Consider the following 17207-nt stretch of genomic DNA (forward strand, 5'->3'; position numbering starts at 1 on the left):
CCTGCGCGAGTTTTACCCAGCCCATACACAATTTACGCACAACCTTATCCACAGGCAGCACGTTGCAATCAGCCCCCAAAACGCATTATCTTGTAGCCCGCCGGCCAAAAACACCTATATCTAGGGTTTTACGCAAAAAACCAAACACACTTCAGACAAGAAACTCAAGCCCTTTTCTTGCCCCGTTTGGTGGAACCAATCGCTGTTTCAGAAGACCAAGACCGCGCGTGCGGATGGCATCGTTTTCCACCCTGTCCAGGAGAAAGCGGTACGGGTGTTGCAGCAACAAGACTGTCACCCACCAGGAATAAGGTGCCGAGCCCAGGCTCGACACCATGACTTCGGCATGGAAGCGGCGCCAATAGCCCCCTTCCTGAACTGTCCCGAAGTCGTTATGCCCGGCCTCTGCCGGCTGTAGTGCTTCAGGACGGAACGGTGGGCACCTCAATGGTGCCCAAACAAACATAGAGAACGTGGAGACACCCATGCAAACCGACACAACTCGCGAGAACCCGCAGGCCAATGCGCCGCAGGCCGCCGATTCCAACCTGGATCTGTCTGCTACCGCCCCTGGCCAATTGCGCGTGATCAAGCGAAACGGCACTGTCGTTGCTTACACCGATGACAAGATCACCGTCGCTATCACCAAAGCGTTCCTCGCAGTTGAAGGCGGCACTGCCGCTGCCTCGTCGCGAATCCACGACACCGTGGCGCGCCTGACCGAACAGGTCACCGCGACCTTCAAGCGTCGCATGCCTTCGGGCGGCACCATCCACATCGAAGAGATCCAGGACCAGGTCGAACTGGCCCTGATGCGCGCCGGCGAGCAGAAAGTTGCCCGCGACTACGTGATCTACCGTGACTCCCGCGCCAAGGAACGTGCCACTCGCTCCAGCGGCGAAGAGACGGTACAAGCCCACCCTTCGATCCGCATCACCCGCGCCGATGGCAGCTTCGCTCCTCTGGACATGGGCCGCCTGAACACCATCGTCAGCGAAGCCTGCGAAGGCCTGGAAGAAGTCGATGGCGACCTGATCCAGCGCGAAACCCTGAAAAACCTCTACGACGGCGTGGCCCTGAAAGACGTCAACACCGCCCTGGTGATGACCGCCCGCACCCTGGTCGAGCGCGAGCCGAACTACTCGTTCGTCACTGCCCGCCTGCTGATGGACACCCTGCGTGCCGAAGGCCTGGGTTTCCTCGAGGTCGCCGAGAGCGCCACCCATCACGAAATGGCCGACCTGTACGCCAAGGCACTGCCGGCCTACGTCGCCAAGGGTATCGAGTTCGAATTGCTGAACCCGGTGCTGGCTGAGTTCGACCTGGAGAAACTCGGCAAGGCGATCAACCACGAGCGCGACCAGCAGTTCACCTACCTGGGCCTGCAAACCCTGTACGACCGTTACTTCATCCACAAGGATGGCGTGCGTTTCGAACTGCCGCAGATCTTCTTCATGCGCGTGGCCATGGGCCTGGCAATCGAAGAGAAGCAACGCGAAGACCGTGCCATCGAGTTCTACAACCTGCTGTCGTCCTTCGACTACATGGCCTCGACCCCGACCCTGTTCAACGCCGGTACCCTGCGTCCACAGCTGTCGAGCTGCTACCTGACCACCGTCCCGGACGACCTGTCGGGCATCTACGGCGCCATCCACGACAACGCCATGCTGTCGAAATTCGCCGGCGGCCTGGGCAACGACTGGACTCCGGTACGTGCACTGGGTTCCTACATCAAGGGCACCAACGGCAAGTCCCAGGGCGTCGTCCCCTTCCTGAAAGTGGTCAACGACACCGCTGTAGCCGTGAACCAGGGTGGCAAGCGCAAGGGCGCTGTCTGTGCCTACCTGGAAACCTGGCACATGGACATCGAAGAGTTCATCGAGCTGCGTAAAAACACCGGTGATGATCGTCGTCGTACCCACGACATGAACACCGCCAACTGGATCCCGGACCTGTTCATGAAGCGCGTCTTCGATGACGGCAAGTGGACCCTGTTCTCGCCGTCCGAAGTACCGGACCTGCACGACCTGACCGGCAAGGCCTTCGAAGAGCGCTACGAGTACTACGAAGCCCTGACCGAGTACCCTGGCAAGATCAAGCTGTTCAAGACCATCCAGGCCAAAGACCTGTGGCGCAAGATGCTCTCCATGCTGTTTGAAACCGGCCACCCATGGCTGACTTTCAAAGACCCGTGCAACCTGCGCAGCCCGCAGCAGCACGTGGGCGTGGTCCACAGCTCGAACCTGTGCACCGAGATCACCCTGAACACCAACAAGGACGAGATCGCCGTCTGCAACCTGGGCTCGATCAACCTGCCGAACCACATCGTCAACGGCAAGCTGGACACCGCCAAGCTGGAACGCACCGTGAACACCGCCGTGCGCATGCTCGATAACGTGATCGACATCAACTACTACTCGGTGCCGCAAGCGAAGAACTCCAACTTCAAGCACCGTCCAGTGGGCCTGGGCATCATGGGCTTCCAGGACGCTTTGTACCTGCAGCACATCGCCTACGGTTCCGACGCTGCCGTCGAGTTCGCCGACAAGTCCATGGAAGCGGTCAGCTACTACGCGATCCAGGCTTCCTGCGACCTGGCCGACGAGCGCGGCGCCTACGAGACGTTCCAGGGCTCGCTGTGGTCCAAAGGCATCCTGCCGCTGGACTCGCAACAGATCCTGATCGAGGCTCGCGGCCAGAAGTACATCGATGTGGACCTCAACGAAACCCTGGACTGGGCACCGGTTCGTGCCCGCGTGCAGAAAGGCATTCGTAACTCCAACATCATGGCCATCGCGCCGACCGCGACCATCGCCAACATCACCGGCGTATCGCAGTCGATCGAACCGACCTACCAGAACCTCTACGTGAAATCGAACCTGTCGGGCGAATTCACCGTGATCAACCCATACCTGGTTCGCGACCTCAAGGCTCGCGGTCTGTGGGACTCGGTGATGATCAACGACCTGAAGTACTACGACGGTTCGGTGCAACAGATCGAGCGCATCCCGCAAGAACTCAAAGAGCTCTACGCGACCGCCTTCGAAGTGGAAACCAAGTGGATCGTCGACGCTGCCAGCCGTCGCCAGAAGTGGATCGACCAGGCTCAGTCGCTGAACCTGTACATCGCCGGCGCCTCGGGCAAGAAGCTGGACGTGACCTACCGCATGGCTTGGTACCGTGGCCTGAAAACCACTTACTACCTCCGCGCCCTGGCCGCTACCAGCACCGAGAAGTCGACCATCAACACCGGCAAGCTGAACGCTGTCTCCAGCGGCGGCAACCACGGTGACGACTCGGTCCTGGCAGCGCCTGCCGGCCCTGCTCCAGTGCCGAAGGCTTGCGCCATCGACGAGCCAGATTGCGAAGCTTGCCAATAAGCTGAGCTGACAGGCGCCCATGGCGCCTGCGCCAACCCCCGATAGGCCTGCGGCTTATCGGGGGTTTTCTTTTGCCCGCAACAAAGCTGTAGAAGCCGGCTTAGCAATGAACAAGCCTCCCCATCCAAGCGTTGCGCAAGCCTCAAGGACGCATTCACTGGCAAGCCAGCCCCGACAACAAGCCAGCCACCTGCGATACAAGCTTGCACGCCTGCAATGCCACCCCCACCAGCGCACGCCTACGAACCCACCACCAATAAAGGAACTGGATGGCAGCAAACAGGCATGAAAAAGCCCCTCATCGAGGGGCTTTTTGTGTAGCGCTCAAGCGAACCGGTATCAGGTCATCTGGATGATGGTCTGCATGATGGTGCTCTGAGTGGAGATGGTCTTGGCGTTCGCCTGATAGTTGCTCTGCGCCTTGATCAGGTTCACCAGCTCGTTGGTCAGGTTGACGTTGGACTCTTCCAGGGAGTTGGACTGGATCGCTCCCAGGGTGCCGGTCTTCGGTGCGTCATAACCTGGAATACCGGACGAGTAGGTCTCTTTCCACTGAGTGCCGCCTACCGGCTGCAGACCTTGCTCGTTGGTGAAGCTGGCCAGGGAAATCTGACCGATCGCCTTGGTCTGCTCGTTGCTGAAGTTGGCCAGCATCACACCGGTGCCATCGATGGTCAGGCTGCTGATCTGGCCAGTGGAATAGCCGTTCTGCGCGATGATCGAGCGAGTGCTTTCGCCGAACACCGAACCGGTTTTGGTCATGTCGATGCTGACACCGTTCGCCGCAGGCTTGGCACCGTTAGGGGCGAATACGCCATTGGTGACGGTACCCGGAGTCCAGGCGGCAGCCGACATGACAATTTTGTTGCCGGCTATGGTGTACGGCGTAGTCCCTGGCGCAGCTGGCGGGGTAATGGTACTGAGCTTGCCCGACGAGTCGAACGTCATGGTGATCGGCGACTGGTTGGCCATGGTGAATGCAGTACCATCCGGGTTGCGACCATCAATCAGCGTGTAGGTTTGCCACTCATTGGGGTTCGGCGTCTTGATCATGTACTGATCCATGACGTGCTTGTTGCCCTGAGAGTCATACACCGGGGTACTGAACGACTTGGTGTAGGTGGTGTTGTCGGTCGGATTGAACACATAGGCCGGAGTGGTCGAGGCCACATTGATCGGAGTCGAATCGGAGTTCAGGTTGATCGTCGAGGAGATCGAGTCGGTTGGCTTGGGCGCCAGGTTCGAGGTATCGATCCGCAGGTCGGTCAGTACACCGTTGATGATCTTGCCGTTGGCATCTACGGCATAACCTTGCAGGCGCGCAGTGCCATCACTGTTGGTGATGAAGCCTTCCTTGTCGGTCTTGAAGGTACCGGCACGGGTGTAGGTCAGCGAGCCATTGGTGCTGAGCACGAAGAAGCCCTGCCCCTGAATGCCCATGTCCAGCACGTTGCCGGTGTTGTTGATATCACCGTTAGTGAACTGCTGAGAAACGTTGGACAGGCGTACGCCGTTACCAATCACCTGAGTACCGCTGCCCAGCTTGGTGGCCGAGTAAACGTCGGAGAATTCTGCGCGGGAAGATTTGAAACCGGTGGTTGCGACGTTGGCGATGTTGTTACCGGTGACGTCCAGCTGTTTGTTGGCAGCGTAGAGACCGCTAAGGCCGATATTGAAAGACATATTCCACTCCTTGTGCCGGTTAGTCGGCTCTAGATACCAATGGTTTGTACTTTGGACAGGGCAATCGGGCTGCTCATTCCTGCCAGGTTCAGCATCAACTCTCCGCCGGTCTGGCTGATGGTGACGCTGTTGACCGTCGCCGGCAGGTAGGTGATCAGGTCAGTGCCCTTGCCATCAATGGTGGTGCTGGCCTTGAAGGTGTAGTTACCCGGGGCCGCCTTGGTGCCATCGGTCATGGTGCCGTCCCAGACAAAACTGGCGTTGCCGGCCTTCTGGCTGCCCATGTCGATGGTCTTGACGGTGTTGCCATCCTTGTCGGTGATGGTCACCTTGACCGAGCTGACGCTGGACGGAACGGTCACCGAACCGGTCATGCTCTTGCTGGTGTCAACCTGTGTGGTGCCGGACTGGACGATCACCGAGCGACCTACCAGGGACGAAGCCTGCAGAGCCTGAGACGATTTGTAGTTGCCGGTGATGGAGTTCACCGAGGTATTGAGGGTCGTGATCCCTTCCAGGGTGGAGAACTGCGCCAACTGGGCAACGAACGCACTGTTGTCCTGTGGATCCAGCGGGTTCTGGTTGTTCAGCTGGGTCACCAGCAACTTGAGGAACGCGTCCTTGCCCAGGGCCTGCTTGCCGGTGGCGCTGTTCGTCGCTGCCGCCAGGCCGTCGGCGCTGGTGGTGTTCGCGGTCTTCTTCGACGAGTTGGCCAGTACATCCTTGAGGGACGGACCGCTGGTGGTATCAGTAACGCTCATTGGCTTCGCCCCTTATCACTGACCCAGGGTCAGGACCTTCTGCATCATGGTTTTGGCGGTATTCATCATTTCAGCGTTGGTCTGGAACGAGCGACTGGCGGAAATCATGTCGGCCATTTCTTCCACCACGTTGACATTGGGGTAGAAGACGTAGCCCTTGGCATCTGCAGCCGGATGATTCGGTTCGTAGCGAGCTTCCAGATTGCTCTGGTCTTCCACCACGCCCAGCACCTGAACACCTTGGCCTGCAGCATCCTGGTTCTGGAACAGCGAATCGCTGCCACCGCTCTGGGCGCCCTGGAACATGGTGGCAAACACCGGATGACGAGCGCGGTAAGTCTGGTCGATGCTCGACGACACGCTCTCGGCGTTGGCGATGTTACTGGCGACGGTGTTCAGACGAGTGGTCTGAGCGCTCATGCCACTACCGGCAATATTGAAAACACTGGCAAGGGACATGGATTACTCTCCGCGCAGGGCTGCAACCAGCCCTTTGAATTTGCTGTTGAGCAGCGTGAAGCTGGCTTGGAAGTCCACCGAGTTCTGTGCGTAGCTCGACTGCTCCAACTGGGCATCCACTGTGTTCTGGTCGATCGAGGGTTGCATCGGCGTGCGATACAGCAGCGATTCGGCGCCACGGCTCAGGCCCTGGGCTTCGATATGCCGGGTGTTGGTCATGTTCAACGCGAAGGTGCCGCTCTTGACCTTTTCGTTCTGCTCGGCGAGCACAGCGGAGAAATCCAGATCCCGAGCCTTGTAGTTCGGGGTGTCGGCGTTGGCGATGTTGTTGGCCAGCACTTCGGCACGCTTGGCGCGAAAGCCAAGAGCTTGTTCGTGAATACCGAGCGCTTTATCGAAGCTGATGCTCATGTCGGAAACCTTTGGGTGACCTGATTTTTCGTAACCTTGACTTAGCAAGCTACGTGCCAAGTCAAAGACCCCCATAAATCAAGGCTTCTACGGCAGCGGCAAGGCGGCAATGCCAGAAAAGCGGCAATGGATTTCCGCGAAACGCCGGCAAAGCGGCAATCGACCTGCCGCTTTTCGCCCGGCCACCCGATAAAATGGCACCCACAAAAAAGGAGGCCCTGAGGCCTCCTTTTCTATTGCTGCAACCGCCCATCATTTCGCCTGGTAGATGATTCCAGGGCTGCATTGCACCATCTGATAATGATCCGGCAGACCATTGAGCGCTTCGGAAGCGCCCAGGAACAGGTAACCACCAGGCTTCAGCGTGCTGTGAATGCGCATCAGGATGTCCTTCTTGACCTCAGCCGAGAAGTAGATCAGCACATTGCGACAGAACACGATGTCGAACTTGCCAAGGCTGGCGTAACTGTCCAGCAGGTTGAACGAGCGAAACTCCACCCGGCTCTTGATCGGTGCCTTGACCACCCAGCGCCCCGGCCCTTTAGGGTCGAAGTAGCGCTGCAGGCGCTCGGCCGACAAACCACGGCCGATGGCCAAGCTGTCGTATTCGCCGGTCTTGCAGTTATTGAGCATGGTCCCGGACAGATCGGTAGCAACAATCTGCACCCCCATCTTCAACTGGCCCATGTTGCTGCGCTCGAACTCATCGATGGACATCGACAAGGAATAGGGCTCCTGCCCCGACGAGCATGCCGCCGACCAGATCCGCAAGCGCTGATTGGGACTGGCCTTGATGGCTTCGGGAAGCACCTTGTTCTTCAATACTTCGAAGGGATAGGTGTCACGAAACCACAAGGTTTCGTTGGTCGTCATCGCATCCACCACCATCTCGCGCAATCCGCTGCGCGGCTGGGTCTGAATCCGCTGAACCAGCTCACCCAAGGTTTTGATGCCTTGCTGTTCCATCAGTTTGTTGAGACGGCTCGAGACAAGATATTGCTTGTTTTCCCCGAGCAAAATACCACAGGCTTTTTCCAGGAAGACCCGGAACTGTTCAAAATCCAAATTACCCGTAGACAATGCTGCCGCCTCTTAAATCTTATGTTCGCCGGGGGCTGATGCCCTCAGCTGTGGTCTGCTGCTTTGATCCGGTCTACTACCCGGGATGCCAGGTCGTCAGGACGGAACTTGGCAAGGAAGTCATCGGCACCGACCTTCTTCACCATCGCCTGATTGAACACCCCTGACAACGAAGTATGCAGGATGATATGCAGCTTTTGCATGCGTGGATCGCTACGTATCTCGGCCGTGAGGGTGTAACCGTCCATTTCGGGCATCTCGATGTCGGAAATCATCATGAGGAATTCCTCTTCCGGCTTCTTGCCCTCATCCACCAGCTTGCGCAGGTAGTCCAGCGCCTGCCGGCCATCGTTCAGCGCCACCACCTCGACACCCACAGTCTGCAGGCAGCGAGTAACCTGCTTGCGCGCCACTGACGAGTCGTCAACGGTCAACACCCGCAAGGAAACAGCCTTGTGCTGAGTCTCGACGTCAACCACGCCCACCGAAATAGACTCGGAGGTGGGGGCGACTTCCGCCAGAACCTTTTCAACGTCGATGATCTCGACCAACTGGTTGTCCACCCGAGTCACCGCCGTCAGGTAGTGATCACGCCCCGTGCCCTTGGGCGGCGGATGGATCTCTTCCCAGTTCATATTGACGATACGCTCCACCGAGCGCACCAAAAACCCCTGAGTCTTGGTGTTGTACTCAGTGATAATGACGAACGGATTGCTCTGATCCTGCAACCCCCCCGAACCTGTGGCCATTGCCAGATCCAGGATCGGAATGGTCGCCCCTCGAATATTCGCGACACCGCACACCACAGGGTTGGATTTGGGCATCAGGGTCAACTTGGGGCATTGCAGCACCTCGCGAACCTTGAATACGTTGATCCCGTAGAGTTGCTCACCGTCCAGACGGAACAGCAGCAACTCCAGGCGATTCTGCCCAACCAATTGCGTGCGCTGGTTTACCGAATCCATTACACCAGCCATGCCCAGACTCCCCAAAGCTTTAAGATCCGACGCACGCTCATCACTAAACGGCACGGCGCTTGCTTTTTAACTGTTATGAACGCCAAAACGACATTTTTCCGACGCCTGACATCCCCCTACCGCGCATTGCTCTGCGGGATGTCGGCGCTATGTATCCTAAACCCTGGCGGCCCTGCCGTTGCTGATTCGGTCACCCTGCCTGATCTACTTATCGGCGTCACTCAAGGGTTTCTTGAATTCACGGTAGAAGACTACCTGGCTACCAGTCAAACGGAAGGACGCTACGAAATCCAAGTCAACCAGCTGGATCCCCGTATGCGCATGCCTGCTTGCGACAAGGAATTGACAGCGAGCCTGGAAAGTCCAGCACAGCCACTGGGGCGGGTCACGGTCAAGGTCCGCTGCGAGGGAGGCTCACCCTGGACGGTGTTCGTGCCAGCCCAGGTCAAACTGTTTCGCGAAGTGGTCACCACTTCGCGCCCACTCAAACGCACCGGGATCATCGAGCCAGAAGACGTGGTATTGCGCGAGAGAGATATCAGCCTGAACAATCAGGGCTACCTGACTTCCGTGGACCAGGCCATTGGTCAGAAACTTGTCCGACCAATGGTCGCCGACCAGCTTGTTACTCTGGGTCACCTGGAACAGGCTGAAGTAGTACGCAAGGGCGATCAGGTAGTGATTTCGGCACGTAGCGGCACCCTGAACGTGCGGATGCCGGGGGAAGCACTGTCCAACGGCGGCCTGAGCGAGCAGATCAGGGTCAAGAACCTGAACTCGCAACGAGTGATCAAGGCTCGCGTCACCGCGCCGGGGCAGGTGGAAGTGGCCATGTAGATAACTGGCGCTCGACTCGCTCGTTCCCTAAACTGTGGCCGATAACGGGTCGCAGATACCTGCGCTGGCTCGTCGACAATCGAGCCTAAAGTTTTTCAGGGTATGGCCGAAAACATGGCAAGCGTCCAAATACCCAGAGGTTTTCTTCATCATGGTCATCGACTTCAGCCGTTTAAACAGCTCCCCCTCACTGACAGGCAGTACGCGTACCAGCGCCAGCAAGGAAACCGGCGATGCCGGCAAATCCGCTGCGCTGACGACTGCAGCCGAGACCAGCAAAAGCGGGGAATCGGTACACCTCAGCAATGAGGCTCAACAGTTGCAGAAAATCACCGACAAGCTGCGCGATCAGCCTGCTGTCGACAAGGCCCGCGTGGCCGAGCTGAAGCAAGCCATTGCCGATGGCAGCTATAAGGTCGACAGCAACCGTGTAGCCAGCAAACTGCTCAACTTCGAAGCCCAGCGCTAGCCACAGGCTTGCGCCAGGCTTTTGGACGCTTAATCCCCAAGGCCAGCCATGCACGACATCAATCTACTGCAACTGATCAATGACGACCTTGCTCCAGCTCAACAACTGCTGGAGCTGCTCAGAGCCGAATCCATTGCCCTGCACGGCCGCGACATGCCGCTGCTGGAGGATATCCTGGCGCAGAAGCAGGCCCTGGTCATATTGCTGGAACAGCATGGCCGTAAGCGCACAGAGATCCTTGCCAGCCTGAACCTGCCGAGCAATCGTGCAGGCCTCGAACAACTGGCCAGTCACTCCAGCCTGGGCGATCAACTGCTCGAGCAGGGCAACCTGCTGACCCAGTTGCTCGCCGACTGCCAGGCCACCAACGAACTCAACGGCCGCTCGATCCAGATTCAACAGGCCACCACCGCCAACCAGCTGAAAATCCTCAACGGCGGCGAACCCCCAGCTCTTTATGACGCCCGCGGCTCTACCTCTATGCTTGCGAAGCCCCGCCCACTCAGTCAGGCTTAAGCCCCAAAAATGAGCGCGCGCTATCAAGCCGTGAAACATACTGGCAAAATGCCAGACCCTGCGTGTAGTTGTATTTTGTCTGGAGATTGATGAACCGTGTTCAACGCCTCAAACGCGGAAGATGCTCCGCAGCCACCTAAGGTGTTCACCACTGCGTTGGAAATTTCCTCCAACCTGCGGCTGCTGCAAGAGAGCCACGACCCGCTGATCATCACTTTCCATGAGCGCAGCCAGCGCTTCCAGAGCTATCTGGTGGAAGTGGACCGCGACAGCAACATGATTGCCCTCGATGAAATGATCCCCCGCGACGGTGAGCGATTCATGCTGGCGGGCGAGCCATTTCGTGTTGAAGGCTTTCATGAAGGCGTGCGCATCGCTTGGGAAAGCAACGGCCTGCCGACCCTCGACGAATCCAATGGCGGTCGCTGCTACCGGACCACCCTGCCGGACGAAGTGGTTTACCACCAGCGCCGCAACGCCTTCCGCGCCGCACTCAAGCTGGCGCAACTGGTCGACATCGAACTCAGCGGCGAAAAACTCAAGTCCCCTCTGACCGGCAAGCTGCTGGATATTTCCGCTACCGGCTGCAAGTTGCGCTTCGACGGCGATATCTCTTCGCGCCTGCAACTGGGCCAGGTGTACGAGCGCTTTATTGCCGCCCTGCCCTTCGGCAGCATGACCGCCCCGGTCGAACTGCGTTACCTGCATCACGAGGAACGTATCGACACCACCTTTGCCGGCGTACGCTTTCACAACATGAGCGGCCTGGTGCAGCGTCAGGTAGAGCGCTTCGTCTATCAGTTACAGCGTGAAGCGCGGCGCTTCGACAAAGACGATCTCTGAGCCCCACGCTCCAATGAAAACGGGCAGTGCCTTGCGGCAACTGCCCGTTTCTCGTTTCTAGGGCCGAGCCCCGCTTAAATGATCCCGAGCGCATTCATCGGGCGGCGCCTCATCCGGCGCTTGCGGCGTCTCAGGCTCCGCGGCAGGCGCGGCGTCCGGCGCGGGCGCGGTCTGCATCTGATCCTGCACCACCTGCTCATCCACCCGTGGATCGAGGGCCGCCACCAGAGGTGAGCTGGACATGCTGTCCGGCATGGCGACGTGATGCAACGGCGCATCATCCACCTGATGCAGATTGGTCACCGCCTTCGGCCGGATCCTCCAGACCAGGACCAGGGCAAAGAAGCTGAAGAAGGCATACAGCATCTGACTGCCGAACAACTTCATCAGCACCCCAGCCGCCAACGGACCGATGCTCGCCCCCACGCCATAGGTCACCAGCAGCATCGCCGTCAGCGACACCCGACGATCACTTTCCACGTGGTCATTGGAGAAAGCCACCGCCAGCGGATAGAGACAGAACTGCACCAGGGAACAAAGGAACCCGAGGACAAAGAGCATCTCCAGGGGGACCGACGGCAGGATCGCCAGAGGCAGGGCGACCACCGCCAGGAACAGCGCGAAACAGCGAATCAGCAACGCCCGATCATAGCGATCGGACAACCAGCCCAATGGCCACTGCACCACCAGACCGGCAAAAATGCAGCTCCCCATGAACAGACCGACCTGCTCGGTACTCAAGCCCTGCTGCGACGCATAGAGCGGCGCAAGGCCATAGAAGGAACCCACGATCAACCCCGATCCCAGCACGGTACTCAGGGACTGGGGAACTCGCTTGATAAAGAAGCGCGGCTCCATCGGCGCCGGATGCAGAGGCGCCGGGTGAATACGCCGGGTCATGGCCACCGGCACCAGGCACAGGGCAAAGCACAGGGCCACCAGCATCAACAGCTCCAGCCCCAAAGCGGGATGCATGACCAGAATCAACTGACCCAGAACCAGCCCCAGGTAAGAGGCGATCATGTAGCCGCTGAACACCAGCCCGCGCTGATTGGCGTCGGCCTGCTCGTTGAGCCAGCTTTCGATGACCATGTACTGGCACATCATTCCCAGGCCGACGATCATCCGCAGCACCAGCCAGGCCGGCAGCCAGTCCACCAATCCGTGCCCGAGCACCGCCGCCCCGACGATCCCGGCACAGGTAGCGTAGGCGCGGATATGCCCGACCCGGGCAATCAACCGGTGCCCCAGCTTGCCCCCCAATACCAGGCCGAAATAGTTGGCCGCCATCAAGGCACCCACCCACAGGCCATCGACATGGTCGGCGGCCAGGCGAAGAGCCAGATAAGTGCTGAGCAGACCCGAGCCGATCAACATCATCAGCGAGGCGAAATAAAGCGCTCGAAAGGATTTCCAGATTTGGCGCATCGGCGTTCCGAGCGGCTCCTTGAATGAGGTGTCGGACCCTTGGCAAATCAGGGCCCGACCAGCGACGGTTCGGTTATGCCTGGGCCGCTAGCACACGCCGCTCCCAGGGAGTGATTTCATCAAAGAAGCTGGTCAACTCCATGGTCTTCGAAGCGATGTAGCCTTCGATGAACTCAGTGCCGAACAGTTCCCTTGCCAACTGACTACGCTTCAGACGCTCCAGCGCCGCATGCAAGGTACAAGGCAGCGACAGATTGTCCGGAACCTCGAACTCGCCCTGGATCGCTGCCGTGGGTTCAAGCTCATTCTCGATCCCGTGCAAGCCCGCTGCCAGGCTCGCGGCAATCGCCAGGTACGGATTGGCGTCCGCGCCCGGCAGGCGATTCTCTACCCGTCGCGCCACCGGCGAACTGGCCGGAATACGCAGCCCCGCAGCCCGATTGTCATGGGACCAGCAGGCATTGTTCGGCGAAGCGTAAGGATGGCACAAGCGCTGATAGGAGTTCACGTTGGGCGCGAACAATGCGGTGAAGTCCGCCAGCCCGGCCTGCAACCCGCCGATGAAATGGCGGAACATCGCCGTCGGCTGCCCGGCATCGTCACTGAAGACATTACGCCCGCTGCCGATCTCCACCAGGCTCTGGTGAATATGCATCGAACTGCCCGGTGTATGCGCCAGAGGTTTGGCCATGCAAACCACGATCAGTCCGTGCTTGAGGGCCACTTCCTTGAGCAGGTGCTTGAACAGGAAGGTCTGGTCTGCCAGCAACAGCGGATCGCCGTGCAGCAGGTTGATCTCGAACTGGCTGACACCCATTTCATGCATGAAGGTATCGCGAGGCAGGCCCAGGGCCGCCATGCACTCGTAGACTTCCTTGAAGAACGGCCGCAGGCCGTTGTTGGAGCTGACACTGAATGCCGAGTAGCCCTCCTCCCGTCGACCGTCCAGGCCTACCGGTGGCCGAAAAGCCTGTGCCGGATCGTCATTGGCGGCGAACACGAAAAACTCCAGTTCCGTAGCCACCACAGGCGCCAGCCCCAGGGCCGCATAGCGTGCGATCACCTGCTTGAGTTGGCCGCGGGTGGAGAGTCGCGAACTTTCGCCACTGAGCTCATCCGCGTCACAAATGGCCAGCGCCCGCGGCGTCTGGCTCCAGGGCAGACGATGAATCTGCCGAGGGTCGGCATTGAGCGCCAGGTCGCCGTCGTCGCTGCCGTAAAACCGTGCCGGCGGATACCCGCCCATGATGCATTGCAGCAGCACCCCGCGAGCCATCTGCAAACGCCGCCCTTCGAGGAAGCCCTCGGCTGTCATCACCTTGCCCCGCGGCACGCCATTGAGATCCGCAGTGACGCATTCAATCTCATCAATGCCCGTCAATCGCTCGGCGAGTGAACTGTGGCCATCGGTTGTCATGACTCAATCCTTGTTGTTATACGAGCCGCGAACGGCGACCCGTACAAAATACGCATCACCCGTTCAGGATTTCAAGCAGGCAAGAATAAAATCCCGGGAAGGCGCGAACTCCCGGTGAGCAACCCACACGTCATGGCCAGCACCGACTCTGAAAAAGAAGAAGGGAACAGCCCCTGACAGGGCCTGGCCAGCCTGATAACACCTGGCCGCCGCAGCCTTCTGCGAGCACGCCGATCAGACACTCAAGGCAAGTACAGCTTGAACAGCCCGCCGCCTAATGGACCGCCGTTGCTGATGCGGGTGTGTCCGCATACGCCATTGCGCTGATGCAACTCGGCAATGCGCCCGGCGAAATACAGCCCCAGCCCGGTGCTGCCGCTGCTCTGATTGATGCCCTGCACATAATCGGCCTGACGCTCGATCATCGCTTGCGGGTAGCCGTCGCCGTCATCGTTGATGGACAGCACCACCTGCCCCTCTTCATCACTGACCGTGATCAACAGCGCATGGCGGGCATAACGCAGCGCATTGTTGATGCAGTTGGCCAACACCGAAGCAATCAGCTCTCGATCGAAGAAGCCCAGGGGACTCAAGGGATCGACCTCATAGGTGGCAGAGATTCCACGACTCTTGAACACATCCTGATGGCTCACCAGTTGCGCTTCGATGAAATCATCCAACTCGTGGTAAGCCGGTTGCAGCGGCAACTGGTTGACCCCTAGCTTGTACAGCCCCAAGAGCTGCACCAGCATGCCGTTGAGGTGAGCGAAGTGGTAATCGATCACCCCCTGTTCCGGCGCCAGTTGCGTCTCGGGCTGACGGGCCTGCCACTGGGCATGGGCCTGCATCAGCATGGCCAGGGAATTTTTCATGTCATGGACGGTGGAGGCAATCACCGTGGAGAAATCGAGCGCCTGTTGCTCTTCGTTCATTCGCCAAACGCCTTGCTTCGCAGCTTCTGGTAGCGCGCATAACGCGCATCGGTATCGGGCATCATGCCCACCATTTTCAGGCACGCCTGGCATTCTTCCAGGAGCGCCGCGTCTGTCTTGGGGTCTGTGCCGTGCAACAGCGACTGCGCCATGTTCAGGGCAATACTGATGTTCTTCGGCTGCATGGCCAAAGCCTTGCGGAACAGCTCCCGAGCCTCGCTCAGATTACCCGCCTTGTAGCTGCGCACCCCCTGGCGGTTGATGTCGGCCGCCGCATTGGACGAACTGAGAATAGTCGGATCATCGGTGAGCTTGGCGATGTTCTGCATGACCTTCGGATCGTCGCCGTAGATTTCCGCACAGTTTTTCAACATCGACGCACCGGCACTGGCCTGCCCCAACATCTGCAGCTGCTTGGCCACCAGCAATGCCGCTTCGGGACTCATGAACTGCTCCATGCCGTCCAGGCGCATCAACGCCTGCTCGGTGAGCTTCTCTGCGGTTTCCGCATCATTGAGCAGCAGGCTGGTGGCCTTCATCAAGCGCGCACGAATCTGCAGTCCGGGGTCGGTGGGGTTTTCCTTGGCCACGGCACTCAGGGTCTGGTTGATCTCCAGGCGGGTGCGGGTGTCCAGGCCCTTTTCACTGCCCTTGCTGATCAAGGCATGGGCCAGGCCAAGATTGCTTTCCGGGTCCTTGAAGCGCGACTGCGCGCCCTGAGATACAGCCTGCCGATAAGCCCTGGAAGCGCTGTCGAAGTCTTCGTTGGCCATGGCCAGCTTGCCCAGCAGCGCCTGACGACGCACCGCCAGCGGTGACAGGCGCACTGCCTCCTCCAGCACATGCTGGGCACGCTTGGTGTCGCCTTCAGCCACCAGCACATCCGCCAGTCCGTCGTAGAGCCCGGGCATCATCGGGAAAGCCTTGAGAGCCTTTTCATAGACGGCCTTGGCTTCGCCGACCTGCCCGCGCTTGAAAAGCAGGCGACCTAGGCCGACGTAGGCCCAGGGCAAAGGCCGATCCGCGAGAATACTGTTATACAGGCGCTCCAAAGGCTCGTTCTGATGCATGTCGCGCAGGGCATCCGCCCGATAGCGCAGGCACAACGGCGCGTAACGCGGGTCCTGCTTGCACAGGGCGATGCAGGCGTTGAGCACTTCCACCGGCTTGCCCCGATCAAGGGCTTGAAGAATCGGCTTGAGCAGGGTCTTGCGCTGCTGCAGCCGCTCCAGGCGCTGGGCCAGACCGGAACGGTTGAAGGGCTTGGTCAGATAGGCATCGGGCTCGTGCTCCAGGGCACTGAGTACCATGGCCTGACTGCTCTCGGCAGTGACCATGAGGAACACGCTCTCATGACTGATGAGCTTTTCCAGCATCAGGTCTTCCAGCACCTGCTGGCCGTTTTTCTTGCCGTCGCCCAGATGATAGTCCTGGAGGATGAAGTCATAGCGCTTCTGCGCGCACATGCGCAGGGCCTGTTCGCCGGTGTCGGCGGTGTCCACGTCCTTGACGCCCAGCTCACGCAACATCGAACGCACCGAACTGCGGAAGTCCGAGAAATCATCGACGATCAAAAAGCTCTTTTGGTGGTACGCCAGCATCGAAGATTCCAGGCAAGTAAGAAGATCAATCCAGGGACAGCAGGACCCGCCCGGCTTCGCAGCCTGTTTTTGGCGCGCAGATAATAGCTGCTGGCCACGGGCTATCAAGCACTTTCAAGTCGACCTGTGATGCAGATCGCCACTTGGGAACACAATTGTCCACTGAAGGTATCGGCCGGATTCGCCATTCCCTTATAGAGGCCAGACAGCATTTGCCGCCTGATGAAAAAAGTCCTGGCCCTTCGCTGAAAAACACTTAGGCGGCGTGCTCAAACCTTGGATTCTGAAACATCACCTGATAGCGTGCAGCGCCTCAAAGCCTCGATCGTTTTTGCTCCGCAATGCTGGTCCTGCATGCAGGATCGGCCAGCCGGCAAAGGTTCCATCAGTCGCAAGTCCCACAGGCTTGCAAT

General features: G+C 59.1%; 15 protein-coding genes. 5 read left to right on the forward strand and 10 right to left on the reverse strand.

Features of this window, described 5'->3' with window-relative positions:
- The first annotated feature begins 485 nt into the window (after positions 1 to 485).
- The gene (locus LOY69_RS22120) at positions 486 to 3380 is read left to right on the forward strand and encodes a ribonucleoside-diphosphate reductase subunit alpha (RefSeq protein ID WP_102860712.1); all 2895 of its coding nucleotides are present in this window, start codon (positions 486 to 488) and stop codon (positions 3378 to 3380) included.
- Positions 3381 to 3719: 339 nt separating this feature from the next.
- On the opposite strand, the gene flgE is transcribed toward LOY69_RS22120, so the two are convergent.
- The 6 genes from flgE to LOY69_RS22150 form a co-directional block, all read right to left on the reverse strand.
- On the reverse strand, positions 3720 to 5063 hold the full coding sequence (flgE, locus tag LOY69_RS22125) for a flagellar hook protein FlgE (RefSeq protein WP_102880581.1): 1344 nt from the start codon (positions 5061 to 5063) through the stop codon (positions 3720 to 3722).
- A 29-nt stretch (positions 5064 to 5092) separates the two neighbouring features.
- Entirely contained in the window at positions 5093 to 5824 is a 732-nt protein-coding gene (gene flgD / locus LOY69_RS22130; protein ID WP_102860710.1) for a flagellar hook assembly protein FlgD, read from the reverse strand.
- Positions 5825 to 5839: 15 nt separating this feature from the next.
- The gene (flgC, locus tag LOY69_RS22135) at positions 5840 to 6283 is read right to left on the reverse strand and encodes a flagellar basal body rod protein FlgC (RefSeq protein WP_102860709.1); all 444 of its coding nucleotides are present in this window, start codon (positions 6281 to 6283) and stop codon (positions 5840 to 5842) included.
- Between the two features lie 3 nt (positions 6284 to 6286).
- Complete coding sequence (gene flgB / locus LOY69_RS22140) at positions 6287 to 6694, reverse strand: flagellar basal body rod protein FlgB (protein ID WP_265073599.1); 408 nt, start codon at positions 6692 to 6694, stop codon at positions 6287 to 6289.
- A 252-nt stretch (positions 6695 to 6946) separates the two neighbouring features.
- A complete protein-coding gene (gene cheR, locus LOY69_RS22145; protein WP_011062744.1) occupies positions 6947 to 7774 on the reverse strand; it encodes a protein-glutamate O-methyltransferase CheR in 828 nt (275 codons plus the stop codon).
- Between the two features lie 44 nt (positions 7775 to 7818).
- Positions 7819 to 8751, reverse strand: a complete 933-nt coding sequence (locus LOY69_RS22150; protein WP_102860707.1) for a chemotaxis protein CheV — start codon at positions 8749 to 8751, stop codon at positions 7819 to 7821.
- A 75-nt stretch (positions 8752 to 8826) separates the two neighbouring features.
- Here LOY69_RS22150 and flgA point away from each other — a divergent pair, with 75 nt between their 5' ends.
- The 4 genes from flgA to LOY69_RS22170 all read left to right on the forward strand — a co-directional run bounded on the left by flgA (position 8827) and on the right by LOY69_RS22170 (position 11416).
- Positions 8827 to 9588, forward strand: a complete 762-nt coding sequence (flgA, locus tag LOY69_RS22155) for a flagellar basal body P-ring formation chaperone FlgA (protein WP_110651462.1) — start codon at positions 8827 to 8829, stop codon at positions 9586 to 9588.
- A gap of 151 nt (positions 9589 to 9739) precedes the next feature.
- Positions 9740 to 10057 (forward strand): flagellar biosynthesis anti-sigma factor FlgM, encoded by a 318-nt coding sequence (flgM, locus tag LOY69_RS22160; protein WP_102880583.1) that lies wholly within the window; start codon positions 9740 to 9742, stop codon positions 10055 to 10057.
- 48 nt (positions 10058 to 10105) lie between these two features.
- Positions 10106 to 10573 (forward strand): flagella synthesis protein FlgN, encoded by a 468-nt coding sequence (locus LOY69_RS22165; protein WP_102860704.1) that lies wholly within the window; start codon positions 10106 to 10108, stop codon positions 10571 to 10573.
- A 96-nt stretch (positions 10574 to 10669) separates the two neighbouring features.
- Positions 10670 to 11416 carry a flagellar brake protein gene (locus LOY69_RS22170; protein ID WP_265073600.1) on the forward strand — a complete coding sequence of 249 codons (747 nt, stop codon included), beginning with the start codon at positions 10670 to 10672 and terminating at the stop codon, positions 11414 to 11416.
- Positions 11417 to 11473: 57 nt separating this feature from the next.
- On the opposite strand, the gene LOY69_RS22175 is transcribed toward LOY69_RS22170, so the two are convergent.
- From LOY69_RS22175 to LOY69_RS22190, 4 genes are all read right to left on the reverse strand, one after another.
- On the reverse strand, positions 11474 to 12844 hold the full coding sequence (locus LOY69_RS22175; RefSeq protein ID WP_102880584.1) for an MFS transporter: 1371 nt from the start codon (positions 12842 to 12844) through the stop codon (positions 11474 to 11476).
- A 73-nt stretch (positions 12845 to 12917) separates the two neighbouring features.
- Positions 12918 to 14159 carry a glutamine synthetase family protein gene (locus LOY69_RS22180; protein WP_180988437.1) on the reverse strand — a complete coding sequence of 414 codons (1242 nt, stop codon included), beginning with the start codon at positions 14157 to 14159 and terminating at the stop codon, positions 12918 to 12920.
- A gap of 344 nt (positions 14160 to 14503) precedes the next feature.
- On the reverse strand, positions 14504 to 15193 hold the full coding sequence (locus LOY69_RS22185; RefSeq protein WP_102880585.1) for a sensor histidine kinase: 690 nt from the start codon (positions 15191 to 15193) through the stop codon (positions 14504 to 14506).
- Positions 15190 to 16794, reverse strand: a complete 1605-nt coding sequence (locus LOY69_RS22190) for a tetratricopeptide repeat-containing response regulator (protein WP_102860699.1) — start codon at positions 16792 to 16794, stop codon at positions 15190 to 15192. The genes LOY69_RS22185 and LOY69_RS22190 overlap by 4 nt, the downstream gene beginning before the upstream one ends.
- Positions 16795 to 17207 lie beyond the last annotated feature (413 nt).

This window comes from Pseudomonas sp. B21-059 (genome assembly GCF_026016285.1).
Taxonomy (GTDB): Bacteria; Pseudomonadota; Gammaproteobacteria; order Pseudomonadales; family Pseudomonadaceae; genus Aquipseudomonas; species Aquipseudomonas danubii.